Raw genomic sequence first — 13342 nt, 5'->3', positions numbered from 1 at the left:
ACATGACCTGGGACCATTTTATCTTTTTTGCCATACCATCAGTTTTGCTTTGGACAGTAGCGTCGGCATGGGCACTAAGAAGACCTAAAAAAACGCTACCGACTTTGTTTACGGTTTTAGGCCAGGGAGTGTTCTTCTCGTTTATCCTCGGTATGTGGATATCCCTGGAACGGCCGCCGTTGCGCACGATGGGTGAAACCCGGTTGTGGTATTCCTTTTTTCTGCCGGTTGCCGGACTGATAACTTACCAGCGTTGGGGATACAAATGGATATTATCGTTCAGCACCATCCTTTCGGCGGTTTTTATCGTTGTGAACATCGCTAAACCCGATATCCACAATAAGGTGTTGATGCCTGCCCTGCAAAGTCCGTGGTTTGCCCCACACGTTATTATCTATATGTTTTCTTACGCCATTCTGGGAGCGGTAACATTGGTAGCCCTGTACTACCTGTTCCGGGAGGAAAAACTCCAGGACAAAGAACGTATCATGGATATGACCGACAACCTGGTGTATGTGGGTATTGCTTTTGTTACGATGGGCATGCTAATGGGGGCGATCTGGGCAAAAGAAGCCTGGGGACATTACTGGAGCTGGGATCCGAAAGAGACGTGGGCAGCCGCTACGTGGCTCGGATACCTGGTCTACATCCATTACCGGCTCCTGAAAACATCGAAAAACAAGACATCGATGACTATTCTCCTTTTGGCCTTTATGCTGCTTCAGGTATGCTGGTACGGAGTCAATTACCTGCCATCTGCCCGGGGGAGAAGCGTGCATACCTACTCTGTAAGATAAGTGGGAGTTAATTGACTCTTCCTGCACGACGTGCCCGTTGTTGTTCTTCTTCGGGCAAATGAAACTCTTCCTTACATTCATCACTGCAACAGCCGTCGTACTTGTTTTTACACTCATCGCACTGAATAAACAACAGGTGGCATCCGTCGTTGTTACAATTGGTATGGTTGTCGCAAGGCTTACCACATTGATGGCATTGAGCGATAATATCATCGGTAATCCGCTCTCCCAAACGCTCATCAAACACGAAGTTTTTTCCGATAAATTTCAACGGCAAACATTGTTCCCTGGCTTTACGGGCATATTCTATCACACCGCCTTCTACGTGAAATACGTGGGGAAAGCCTTTGTAACGCAGGTAAGCGCTGGCTTTCTCACACCGTATGCCTCCGGTACAGTACATCACGATATTTTTATCCTTGTTCTCTTTCAACATTTCCACAGCCATCGGCAATTGTTCGCGAAAAGTATTGGAAGGGACTTTACACCGTAACACCCAGAATGATTTACCGTCATCGTCAATAGCAATGTTCAAACGAAGGCCATCAAGCTCAGGCGAAAGCTGATAAAGGGTTTCCCTAAAGGCGTTAAAATTACTTTCAGGCACACTTATTTATTATCACCCTCACATTTATTTTAAAACATAATATATAGTTCTATCAATTACATTAGGATTACTCATTATATAGTGTTCAATATTGCGAACAGTGCCCAGATTATATGAAGTTGCACCGGCGGGTACTAATATATTTCTATATGTTCTGGATACATTTATATCATCCCCGTATCTATTGCATGTGTGTCTTTCTTCAATATAAGTTATATTCCGAGGATATACTAATGATGACCGTTGCACGCAATTTATGTCGTTATAAAAATAAATTGTGTAATCTACATCGTATTCGCTGTAGTCATCCAAGCCTGATACATATTCATTAATTACAGTAACTGTCTCTTTTTCATTATGAAAAGGAGGTCCATATGCTGACTTTACCCCCTCCACATCCCCTGCTGATAGAAATGCCCGTTGTCCGATAAAGAAAAAACCATCTGTTGTTGTCATTGTTGGATTTCCGTTTTCAGAAAAAGCATCAGAAGAGTATAGCATTACAGAAGAAAAATCAAAGGGTCCTATATCTCTGATTGCTCCGGCAGGATATAAATTAAACTGACTAGTATACTTAGGATCAATATTTTGCCATAATATAGTAACAAAATCATCCCTGTCATTTTTGCACTATTCATGAATAAGTCCAACAGCGTGACCAATTTCATGTATAGCTGTCCCTGTGTTAGAGCCTGTTTCTGAAAGGCTTATTACTTGTTTTCCATCTTTCCGTCCTATTGAATTTGAATAATTTCCATCACCATGAAAAAATTCAATATAATCACCATATCCCGTGCCTTCAATAAATCTTAAACTAGTTTTTGTCTCCCATTCCTGAATAGCATCATATACATTTTGTTTAAGAATAAATCCTGAAGCAAAAGTATAATATACTCAATGGCTATGCCAATACTTTACAGAACTTGTAGAGATACCGGAACGTGTATCAGAACTACTGTTGAATAAAGTATTAACCTGTTCTTCATTCAGGACTATATCTCCCTGATAAATATAAAAAGAATCTACCTTTTCAAATTGCGTCCCGTCTGGTAAAGTCACAACTTCTCAGATGGCATTCGGGAAAGCAGTCTCATTCCGACTTTTAAGATCAGCGAAATCTGTTGTAAAAAGGGGAACTTCTGAATCCTTCTTCTCTTTTGATATGATTTTTATAAGCGTATACTTGTGACTTGATTGATCTGGTCCTGGATCCTTAATTTTTTTTACGCTCACTTCAACTACATATTCGTACCCTCTTTCATGGTTGAAATTTGCAATCTGTGTATGCATCATTTTCCATGTGTCACTTCCATTTACTTTTACCCAATATGCAATTCCCTCATTTGTTTTAACTGTTTCAGATGCAATCACCAGTACTTCCTTGAAAGGTTCGTATTCACTATCTGTACAAGACGTGAGGAAAGCATATGCTACACATACACTTAAAAAAATTTCTAATAATAATTTAGTTGTTTTCATCGTTCAATGGTTTTAATTCATAACTTGGTTTCATTATGTGTTTAAAATACCAAAAAACTCAAATATACCTTATCAATCCCAATGAATATTGCATAACCTATGAAATGTGCCATAATTTCTTATCCCTTTTATAAGAAACTTCATGCTCCCGCATGACTACATCATAAATGTATTTACAAAGCAATATCAACAGGAATTATGACAAGAATGAATCCCTCTACTTCATGTGCTACCAAATTCCCGCTATACAGCATTTCCGTCAACCTACGGGCATGCTTTTCTTTATCAAAAACTTGCTGGGGGTTATGATAATCCGGGAAAATTTCCTCCATGGTATAAACGCGAATATCTTTCCCATTATACCGGCAGTTGTGCCACCCGCAGGGAAATCCGTGGTTTTCTTTGAGCGTGACCCTTAATTCTTCCACTGAATCTCCGGTAATAAGCGGAATTTTGTATTTAACGACATAACCGTATTCGCTTTTTCGCCCATCATTCATGCGAAATCTGAACAAATGACCTACCTGGTAATCTAATTTATATTCCACGGGGATACCCCTTTCATTCGTAAAGGATATGATCTCCATCGGGCAGGTCGTCAAAAAGTCTTCCTCGTTCAATTTCCGCGAAAAATAGTCAACCTTGTCAAAACAGGAGATATTCCCGTCCTTATCGAAATATAAAATATTCCCCTGTTTATCAACATATTGAATTTCTATTTCTTTTGAATAGGCATACACGCCTTCATTCTTGTCGCATCCGGACAGGAAAGGGAGCAGTCCGGCCAAAAATAAAATATGAATCCGTTTCATTGTCTCATTCTTTTAAGTTATCGGGATAGCACGGCATATTGCTTTTTATACCTATAATTATACGGTTCGGTTCCCGGGTCATCGTCGATCGGGTCTAAGAATGCGGGAGGCGCTTGCGTGTTAAAACTGCCGCTCACAAAGTATCCGTCGCATTTGCCGCCCCATCCCCAGTTGCAATGCACGTAGTCCGTCGACCCTATTATTCTTATTCCATCAATGATCCAGGCATGCCCGTCTTTGTACGTATATATCATACCTAAGAATTTATTCGTTCTATTGCCATTACCTCTTGCCCAGACAAGAGAGTTTGGATTATGTTGGAGTGCGACGCGAACGCCATCAGCATTATAGTCTCTTAAAGAGGTTGAAGATGAAAGGCCGCACCAATTTTTTAAATGTTTTATGGCATCACCTGAATCTGCGCTTGTGCTAGGGCCTTCTTTCTTATTCCCCTTGTTGTAAGTAGCTTTAAGGGTTACACCCAGATAGCGCATCAGGTGAGAAACCTGGTCTGCTGATTGAGCATGTTCTAGAGCTGTACGATGAAGCCTTCCATACCCTCCGAGATAATCCTCGCTGTCGGCAATAATTTGACTCCAATTCAATGGACTTGCACCGTATGTGTTCTGATATTGCCATTGGACATGCCCTATTGTTTGAAAATAGCTTAACGCCTGTGCCGCGGCTGTTATTACACACCCGGTAACACCATTAGGAGCAAATTTATTATAAGGTGCGCCCTGGCTCCATTTTGTTTGTAATCGCGGCGACACATCACCCGGAGTAGCCCTGGTCTCCGGAGAAACGGGTAAAGGACGGGCTCCTGTCTGCGAGTCATATTCGGCTATTTCATTCAATTGCATCACCACAACTTGATCCAAAAACATCAGAAATCCCGGATTATCAACTCTCGAAAGAGTATCCAAAGACAATCCTCCTTCATCGATAATAGCAAGGACAGGCGTGGTCCGTTTATCTCCGGACACAATCCCGAATCCCTGGTTATCATTGAAATTAATCAGGTATAACAGTGTCTCCAGATCTTCAGGCAATTCATAGCCATCATCGGATGAAGCCCTTGTCATTGGATTGACATTGAAAGCCTGGATATCCTTGATTGTCCTTTGGGATGTGCTCCGAGCCCCGCCTGAAGAACTTGTATCAAACCTGTCCAAAAAAGACATTAACGTTTCCCTGGCTTCGTTTTCCGAAACTTTGAACGTGTTTACGACAGTGCCATCTTCTGTGAAGACACTCATTTCATCAACTGCATCATGGCTACACGCAATAAAGTGAGCAATAAAAAGGAGGATGCATAGCTTGTTGAATAGATTTTTCATACGTATCTTTTTTAAAGCGTTTACTATATAGATGCAATGAATGCCGCTTCCGTTGCATCAATACGCTTTAAATAACGTCAATTTATTATAAATACTGTAAATCATCGGTTACCTGACAACCACCCAGACCTCCTCGGGATAGGTCACTTCGTGAAGGAACAACGCATGTCCGGGAGCAGAATCACCGGCAACCTGACGGTTCCTGGCTTCTATAATCCGCTGAAACCCACGCTCGTCCAGTTTTCCCCGGCCGGCTTCGAGCAATGTTCCCACGATGGCGCGGACCATATTGCGCAGGAATCGGTCGGCGGTGATGGTAAAAGTAAAACGGGTGGTATCTTCCTGTTCCCAGTAAGCTTCGCTTATACGGCAGTTGTTGGTTTTCACATCGCTATGCAGCCGGCTGAAGCTGGTAAAGTCTTCGTATCCTTTCAACACCTCACACAAGGCATTCATGGTGTCTATATCGGGTTGGAAAAACACCCGGTAAGTAAGATCGTACAGAAACGGGTTCTTTTCCGTCGTGAGGTAATATTTATACGTCCGGGATATGGCTGAAAAGCGGGCATGTGCGTCGGGGCTCACTTCCCGGATTTCGCGAATGGATATATCGTGGGGCAGAAAGCTGTTGAGGTTTTTCACCAACCTCATTGAATCGAAACGCTCATCCGAAAAATCAACATGCGCCACCATCTTCCGGGCATGCACACCCGCATCGGTTCTGCCCGCTCCCACCACTTCCACCGGTTCACGTAAAACGGTAGAAAGGGCATCCTGTAGCACCTGCTGCACACTGACTCCGTTGGGTTGTATTTGCCAGCCCACATAGTTTTTCCCGTTATACGAAAGTGTAATAAAAAAGCGCTTCATCTTACTTTCCCCTTGCCGTTATATGGAAACAAGCCTGCTTCCGCTCGTGTTTCACGTAACACCGTTGTTGATTTTTTAAGTCGAAAAGTACCTGCGCCAACACAAGCTTCAACCGTTCCGGCGGGACCTGGCGAATGGAATCGGGTATCACCGGGTCGAAACGTTTCCACGATATGTCGAAGGTAGTTCCGTAACGATGTGTGGAGTTTTCACTGGCGTTGATATTCCTTTTTGTCAATATTGAAAGGTCTTCATCGGTGCGGAGGATACTGGTCAGGTAAAGCCGGTAAAGAGGTAGATCTTTGCTGTAAAGCGAATCCCTGAAATTCCGCGTAATATCAACAAACAACTGCGCTGCTGAAGGAACCAGAAACGGAATAGAATGGGTTAAATCGTACATTTTGTAAAGTTCCAGTTCATCCGGCAATCGGACAAGCTCATCTTTCAGCTTCAACGTATCGTTGCGTAAAGCCATCGGTGAAATACCCAAGGCAGTAGCAGCCGACAAGTGAGCATCCTGTAAATCGTTGAACTCCTTGTTGTAATTCCCCGAAAACCGTTGTTTCCGCTCCAACGGAATCCCACGTGCCGTCTTGACGGTTTCGGCAGTTTCGGTGGTCTCCGCTTTACCTTTTCCACAGCACAAGATCAGAAAAGGAAGTGAAACTAAGAGCATCCATCGGAAATAAATCATAACAGCCGTTTTAACCGTTCATTTCCCGAAGCCTTATTTTCGTAAGCACCTGCTTGGTGTTTAATGGAAAGTCGCCATCCATCATCCACGAGTAATAACTGGGCTCGTTGCGTAAGACCTGTGCCACCGGCTTACCCTTGTGTTTACCGAAATTAAATACCTCAACTCCTTTATCATCGAAAATAATCCGTCCGGCAAAATCCACGTTATTGTTAAAGCTGGAATACTCTTTGGATAAGAATGCAACATCGTTTTCCAAGTCGGGATAACGGTCGAGTTGTGATTTCAATACCTCGTAAGTAGCAATGGTGTCTGCCTCTGCGGAGTGTGCGTTTTGCAACTCTTTGTCGCAATAAAATTTATAAGCTGCCTCCAGCGTTCGTTGTTCCTTTTTGTGGAAGATAATCTGAACATCCACAAACTTCCGTTTGCTCATGTCGAAATCCACTCCTGCCCGAAGAAATTCTTCAGAAAGCATCGGGACGTCGAAGCGGCTGGAATTGAAGCCCGCTAAATCGCAACCTTCCAACATATCGGCCAACGATTTTGCCACTTGTTTAAAGGTCGGACTATCTTTCACATCATCATCGGTGATACCGTGAATGGCTGTCGACTGGGCAGGAATAGGCATCTCGGGGTTGATAAGCCGGGATTTTATTTCTTCTTTCCCGTTCGGATGGACTTTCAGTAACGATATTTCTACAATCCTGTCTTTTGTAATATTTATCCCCGTGGTTTCCAAGTCAAAGAAAACCAGCGGGTTTTTGAGGTTTAGTTTCATTTATCAATCATTTAACATCATCGGCATCAGCAGTGTGAGCATGTCTTCGTTTTCTTCGTTTTCGGCAGGAAGAATAATTCCGGCACGCGAAGGATCAGAAAGTTCGAGCTTCACATCGGTGGATGGAATATTGTTCAGTATATCAATCAGGAAAACAGCTTTAAAACCAATATTCATTACGTTTCCGTTATACTGGCAAGGAATCATTTCTTCTGCTGAAGTCAGAAAATCAATATCCTGCGCCGAAACAACAATTTTGTCTTCCGACAGTTGCAGCTTTACCAGACTGCTTGCCGGATTTGAAAATACGCTCACGCGTTTTAAAGCATTCAGCAACGCAAGCCTGTCGAGCGTAACGTTGTTGGGATTATTTTGTGGAATTACCGAATTGTAATTGGGATAGCGTCCTTCCACGAAACGACAGATCATCACAAAGTTCGACATCGTTATGTACGCATTGTTTTCGTCAAATTTCACATCCACCGTTCCGTTTTCCTTCGGAAGGAGCGACCTCAGCAAGTTAGCCGGTTTTTTCGGCAGAATAAACGACGATCTTCCATCCCCTTTCACGTCTTTATGAATTACACGCACAAGCTTGTGTCCGTCTGAAGCAACGAAAGTCAGGTCATCTGTAGTGATATCGAAATAGATACCGTTCATCACCGGGCGCAATTCATCGTCAGCCGTAGCGAAAACAGTTCTGTTGATGCCGTTGAAAAGTGTTTCGGCAGGAATATTGAGTCCTATTGCCGATTCTTTCAACTCTTTGGGTCTTGGATATTCATCGCCTTTTAAACCTACAAAATTGTACTTCCCGTTGTGGTAGTATATGTAAATTTCAAGCGTTTCGTCGTTTACATCGAAAGTGAGCGGCTGGTCGGGAAGCTCTCTCAGCGGATCCAACAGGTTTTTTGAATTAATGGCCAAACTGCCTGTTCCTTCCGAGCTGTTCACTTCGACTTTGGTTTCCAATCGGGTTTCGTTGTCGGCGGCTGTAATGGTCAACACATTTCCGTCCAGTTCCAAGAGAAAACAATCCAAAATAGGTAACGAATTTTTTGAATTGATAACTCTGCTGATCGCTTGCAGATGGCTCAACAATGTGGCGCTTGATACTACAAATTTCATAGGGAGTGAATTTATTTAATGTTTGATGTTTTGATATAATTTAGCAAATATACAAAATTATCCGTTTTGAAAAGATTTGTCTGTCCAATTTTTCCAAGATTTGTCGATAAGAGCATTTGGTCATTTCTTATTCCGGGGATGATGTTCAATAATCTCTTGCCTCAGAAAACTTCGGTCCATGTGAGTATATATTTCGGTAGTTGTGATTTTTTCATGCCCCAGCATTTCCTGAATTACACGGATGTTCGCTCCTCTTTCCAACAGGTGTGTAGCAAATGAATGACGAAAAACATGTGGACTGATCTCCTTGCTGATTCCAGCTGCCTCAGCGTATTGCCTGATATAATAAAAAACCGTGACACGCGAGATAGCTGTTCCTCTTGAACTTAAAAAAACAACATCTTCACTTCCTTTTTTCACCCTTTGTTGATTGCGGTGCAAAAGATAATTTTTTATTTTTTGGATAGCTGTTTCCGATATGGGAACCAGCCGTTGCTTGCTACCCTTCCCCTGTACGCGTATAAACCCTTCATCGAAGAACAAATCGGAGAACCTGAGGTTAGTCAGTTCAGACACACGCAGTCCACAACTGTATAGTGTTTCGATAATCGCATAGTTTCGGGCACCTTCGGCAGTGGAGACATCTATTCTGTCTAACAAGCAATCGATTTCCTCAACAGACAGCACTACCGGCAGCTTCAACCCAATTTTGGGAGCTTCCAACAACAGGCCGGGGTTTTCCTCGATAAATCCGTCAAGGACAAGATAATGAAAAAAAGACTTAATCCCCGATATTATCCGTGCCACCGAACGAGCTTTTATACCGTTGTCGTGCAATTCAGCAAGAAACTCCTCCAAGTGTTGAAGCTTCATTTCAGTGAAGGAAAGGTTCCGGGTCTCTGCAAAATCAATCAGTTTTTGCAGATCGGTCATATAAGCGTCAATGGTGTTTGACGATAGCCCTCTTTCCAAGAGCAGGTAGCGTTTGTATTTTTCGACAGGTGAGTTTCGTTGCATCGGTTAGCGTTTGTCCATTTCCGATATCCGATTTTTTGCTTCGTCAATATACCGGCATATTGCTTCGATTATCTTACTCTTCTCATCTTCCCGAACGTTTTTTTCATGGTCTAATTTCAGCAAAACATCCGATAATTCCTCGTCTCCCATCATCTTGAAAAGCGGCAATATTTTGTGCGCAACCTGTGCGGCGTTTTCCATGTCGTTTTTCTCAAAACAGGTCTTGAGGTCATTGTTGTTCTTCCCGGTATCGAGCACGAACGCCCTCAGTATTTCCAACGAACTTTCCCGGTCGTCTTTAACAACGTCAATCAATGCAGAAACTCCTTTACTGTTTTCAACCGCTCCCATCTCCTCAGCCAATGTGATCCTCACGTATTTATTAATCATCGTGAAAAGTTGTGCGGAAGTGAAAGGCTTGTTTAGAAAATCAGTAAAACCCAACTGTTTGAAATCAGCAGAAGACAAATCCGATTTCGCCGACAAGGCAATAACCGGCGTTGATTTCGATTGAAAGATGTCAGAGTCTAACATGCTTTTTACAAGTGTGAAACCATTTGTCCTTGGCATTTGAATATCCAGAAATATTAAATCGAAAATCTTGTTTTTTAAAATATTCAACACATTATCAGGATCGACTTCGGTAACAACATTTATCTTTTTCAATTTGAGCATTTCAGCCAGCATTGTCAGCTGAATCGGATCATCATCTACAGCTAGCACCGAAATATTTTCACAATCAAAATCGGGACAACCTTCACCTGAACTCCATGTTTCTGTCAACCGCGATGTTTCAAGCGGAAGATCAACAAAAAACTCGGAACCTTTGCCTCTCTCGGATCGCAGGTGAATTTTTCCACCCAACTCATCTACCAACCCTTTTGTTATAGCCAGTCCGAGACCGCTTCCTTCTTCCTGCTGCCCTATTTTGTCGGGTTTTATCTGGGTAAACTCCTGAAAAATATACTCCTGATATTCTTCACTGATTCCTAATCCGGTGTCTCTTACCGAGAATTTCAAAATCGTTTTGCCTATATCATTTACCGGCTCAACAAAAACCTCAACCGTCCCTTGTAACGTGTACTTTATCGCGTTTGAAATCAAGTTGGAATAAATCTCCCGGATCATAAACGGATCCCCAAAAACAAGTAAATCTCCGGGGACTTTATTGACCACATTGTATTCCAGTTGTTTTTTTTCAGCAAGGGGTTTAAAGCTGTTCACTGTATTTTCGACCAGTTCATGCAAATTAAAATTCATCTCCTTGCGCAACCACGTACCTGATTCTATTTTCTGATAATCGAGAAGGTTTGTGACCAGTTGCAACACATGATTTCCCGATTTTTTCATGTTTTTCAAGTATGTTTTCCGGGTGTTTTCATCGGCTCCCGACTCCATCAATTCCACATATCCCAGAATTGAACTCATCGGCGCCTTTATATCGTGTGAAATGGATAACATCAGCTTTTCGCGTGACCGCAGCAATTGGTTGATGCGGACGTTGGATTCTTCCAATCTTCTTCGATACTTCTGGCTTCGGTTGATATCCATCAAAAACAACAATCCAAAAACAAGCGCTATCAATATGGCCAGAGAAGTGACACCCAACACCGTTTTTGAAGACCGGTTGAGTGTGGCCTCTTTTTCTTCAATAAGCCGGATTGACTTGTTGATTTCCTCCTGTTCGATAGATTTTAATAAATCATCGATTCGTGCGGTCAGCAAATGATTAGTGTTAGTCATTGAGGATTGTCTTAGAAGTAACGCGGCCTGAAATTTTCGCTGACTATCCAGATTCAACCTTTCGGAATACCTCACCATATTGACCACCGTGTCGATTGCCAGCCTGATGTTATCGCGGGAAATATCAGCAGCAGAAGGACGGTTTTGAATGATCAGGGTTGAGTCCTGCTTACCCCTTATGGCATCCCCGATTCTTTTAAAAAGTCCTTTTTGCTCACTTTTCACAACCGTGGTATCGCTCTCTTCGACCGATTTGCGGACAACGTTTTTCCGCTCCATGTATTGCTTAATTTGATCATTAAGGTTTCTGGGAACAAATGTACTGACTGTCTCACGGATTATCCCCGGAGTTTTGTTGATGGAGTCCAACAAGACAGCTATGGCACGAAGGTTTTCTTCTTTTTCATCCAGCAACACTTCAATACTGTCGAGTTTAATTACCCGCAACGTATCTTTTGAAAGTTGTTTCAACGAGTTAATCTTAGCATTAATTTCTGGCCTTAGTGAATGGTATCGGGCAAAGTAATCTGCCGCACTTTCGGGAGTGTACAGGTTTTGTGTGCTTTCAATTTCGTATAATTGATTGATAACATTACCTACAATAATCAGTTCAGACATATCTTCGTTCCGGACCCTTGTCTCTGAAAATCTGACAAGATTCTGGTAAACGGCCAACAACCCCACAATCATGATTGCTACGACCAGGACATACCCGATAATTACCTCATATTTTATGGAAGAACGTGATCCGGATGATTCCATTCAATTGATTCAGGTGATTAATTTAATTCTACGTTGTAAAGTTTTATCTTGTTGTACAAGGTTTTTCTGTCAATATTAAGTATTGATGCCGCCACGGTTTTATTTCCTTTGGCAATTCCAAGTGCTTCGATTATTTTTTCCTTTTCGTAATTTTCTTTCTTCAATCCTTCAATGACTTGCTTCTGCGGCTGAACAGACTCCGTTCCTTCCCCTGCAAGGTTTTTAAAAAGAACAGGCAGAATCGTTTCGGGAACTGTATTTCCTTCTGTCAACAGGCAAGCTTTAAAAATTAAGTTTTTCAGCTCTTTAATGTTCTCCTCCCAAGAGTGCTTAAAAAACGCTTCAAGAACTTCGGGGGCAATATTTTTCACCTTCCTGTCCAACTGTCTGTTTGCCACACCCAAAAAATGTTCAGCGTAAAACAAAATGGCCTCCTCGTTTCCCCGCAAAGTGGGGAGTTCAATGTATGACCTCAGGAGTGAGTCGACTAGTTTCGGGAGCAATACCGAAGTTAGCTGTTCCTTTTTTTCTCCAGTCGTTATGATAATTTGGACAAAATTATCATCTTTCTTCTGAGAGGAGAGGGCTTTCAACAACAATGTCTGAAAATTGATACCGGTCTTCTGAAGATTTTTAACAAGCAGTAAGCCCCCTTTTGCTTTATCAAGCGCCTGCAAAAACAACTCTTCATAATCTCTCCGCTCACCGTTCCTGTTCAGTACTTGCGAATCCAGATCGAAAGTTACAAACGGACCCGAATCTATTCTGCTCCTGCTGTAAATATAGTGCGCAACGGAAGTTTTTCCGGTTCCCTTATCCCCGATAACCAACAGGTGGGAATCGTCGTGTACAACTTCACTCAGCTTATCGAAAACCCTCGTGTAAATCTCCCCTCCCGGCCGAATCAATGGATCCCGAAACTGTTCCGTAATTTTTTGATTCTCCTGGTATTTTAGGGCATCGTCAATCTTTTTGTACAAGACTTCCGCTTCAATGGGCTTTGCGATATAATCCACCGCTCCCAGTTTCATAGACTCTACTGCCGTTTCAATATCAGCATAGCCGGTCATCATAATTACCAAAATATCTGAGTCGAACTTTTTAATCCATGACAGGAAAGAAAAGCCATCAGCTTCGGGCATCCTGATATCTGAAAGGATCAAATCGTAAGCTTCATTTTTTACTTTTTGTTGGGCCTCCTGAACACTTATGGCCGTATCTGCCTGGTAGTGCTGCTTCACCAACCAGGATTTCAGCATCAGGCAAATAGTCAAATTATCGTCTAGGATTAGGATTCTTTTCATGTTATAAG

The 13342-nt window shown here is 42.4% G+C and carries 14 protein-coding genes; 1 reads left to right on the top strand and 13 read right to left on the bottom strand.

Going from position 1 to position 13342, the window contains the following annotated elements:
• The first annotated feature begins 2 nt into the window (after positions 1–2).
• Positions 3–797, top strand: a complete 795-nt coding sequence (gene ccsA, locus KCV26_10915; protein ID WZX35809.1) for a cytochrome c biogenesis protein CcsA — start codon at positions 3–5, stop codon at positions 795–797.
• A 7-nt stretch (positions 798–804) separates the two neighbouring features.
• Here ccsA and KCV26_10910 read toward each other — a convergent pair whose 3' ends face one another.
• From KCV26_10910 to KCV26_10850, 13 genes are all read right to left on the bottom strand, one after another.
• Positions 805–1410 (bottom strand): rhodanese-related sulfurtransferase, encoded by a 606-nt coding sequence (locus KCV26_10910; GenBank protein ID WZX38384.1) that lies wholly within the window; start codon positions 1408–1410, stop codon positions 805–807.
• 18 nt (positions 1411–1428) lie between these two features.
• Positions 1429–2004, bottom strand: a complete 576-nt coding sequence (locus tag KCV26_10905) for a hypothetical protein (GenBank protein WZX38383.1) — start codon at positions 2002–2004, stop codon at positions 1429–1431.
• Between the two features lie 30 nt (positions 2005–2034).
• The gene (locus KCV26_10900; protein ID WZX38382.1) at positions 2035–2271 is read right to left on the bottom strand and encodes a hypothetical protein; all 237 of its coding nucleotides are present in this window, start codon (positions 2269–2271) and stop codon (positions 2035–2037) included.
• Between the two features lie 198 nt (positions 2272–2469).
• Positions 2470–2883 (bottom strand): DUF4377 domain-containing protein, encoded by a 414-nt coding sequence (locus KCV26_10895; protein ID WZX35808.1) that lies wholly within the window; start codon positions 2881–2883, stop codon positions 2470–2472.
• 173 nt (positions 2884–3056) lie between these two features.
• Positions 3057–3695, bottom strand: coding sequence for a hypothetical protein (locus KCV26_10890; GenBank protein WZX35807.1), 639 nt, complete (start codon positions 3693–3695; stop codon positions 3057–3059).
• 17 nt (positions 3696–3712) lie between these two features.
• Positions 3713–5035 (bottom strand): C10 family peptidase, encoded by a 1323-nt coding sequence (locus KCV26_10885; GenBank protein ID WZX35806.1) that lies wholly within the window; start codon positions 5033–5035, stop codon positions 3713–3715.
• Between the two features lie 108 nt (positions 5036–5143).
• Positions 5144–5905: a tRNA pseudouridine(38-40) synthase TruA gene (truA, locus tag KCV26_10880; protein ID WZX35805.1), complete on the bottom strand. Its 762-nt coding sequence runs from the start codon at positions 5903–5905 to the stop codon at positions 5144–5146.
• 1 nt (position 5906) lies between these two features.
• On the bottom strand, positions 5907–6596 hold the full coding sequence (locus KCV26_10875; GenBank protein ID WZX38381.1) for a hypothetical protein: 690 nt from the start codon (positions 6594–6596) through the stop codon (positions 5907–5909).
• 13 nt (positions 6597–6609) lie between these two features.
• A complete protein-coding gene (locus KCV26_10870; GenBank protein ID WZX35804.1) occupies positions 6610–7380 on the bottom strand; it encodes a 3'-5' exonuclease in 771 nt (256 codons plus the stop codon).
• A 3-nt stretch (positions 7381–7383) separates the two neighbouring features.
• Positions 7384–8508, bottom strand: coding sequence for a DNA polymerase III subunit beta (dnaN, locus tag KCV26_10865; GenBank protein ID WZX35803.1), 1125 nt, complete (start codon positions 8506–8508; stop codon positions 7384–7386).
• 120 nt (positions 8509–8628) lie between these two features.
• Positions 8629–9525, bottom strand: a complete 897-nt coding sequence (gene xerD, locus KCV26_10860) for a site-specific tyrosine recombinase XerD (GenBank protein WZX35802.1) — start codon at positions 9523–9525, stop codon at positions 8629–8631.
• 3 nt (positions 9526–9528) lie between these two features.
• Positions 9529–12030: a response regulator gene (locus KCV26_10855; GenBank protein WZX35801.1), complete on the bottom strand. Its 2502-nt coding sequence runs from the start codon at positions 12028–12030 to the stop codon at positions 9529–9531.
• 17 nt (positions 12031–12047) lie between these two features.
• A complete protein-coding gene (locus KCV26_10850; GenBank protein WZX35800.1) occupies positions 12048–13334 on the bottom strand; it encodes a sigma-54-dependent Fis family transcriptional regulator in 1287 nt (428 codons plus the stop codon).
• Between the last annotated feature and the right edge of the window lie 8 nt (positions 13335–13342).

The organism is Petrimonas sulfuriphila (genome assembly GCA_038561985.1).
GTDB classification, from domain to species: Bacteria; Bacteroidota; Bacteroidia; order Bacteroidales; family Dysgonomonadaceae; genus Petrimonas; species Petrimonas sulfuriphila.
Note: the sequence above shows the minus strand (reverse complement) of the source record. Positions and strands in the feature narration are given on the sequence as shown.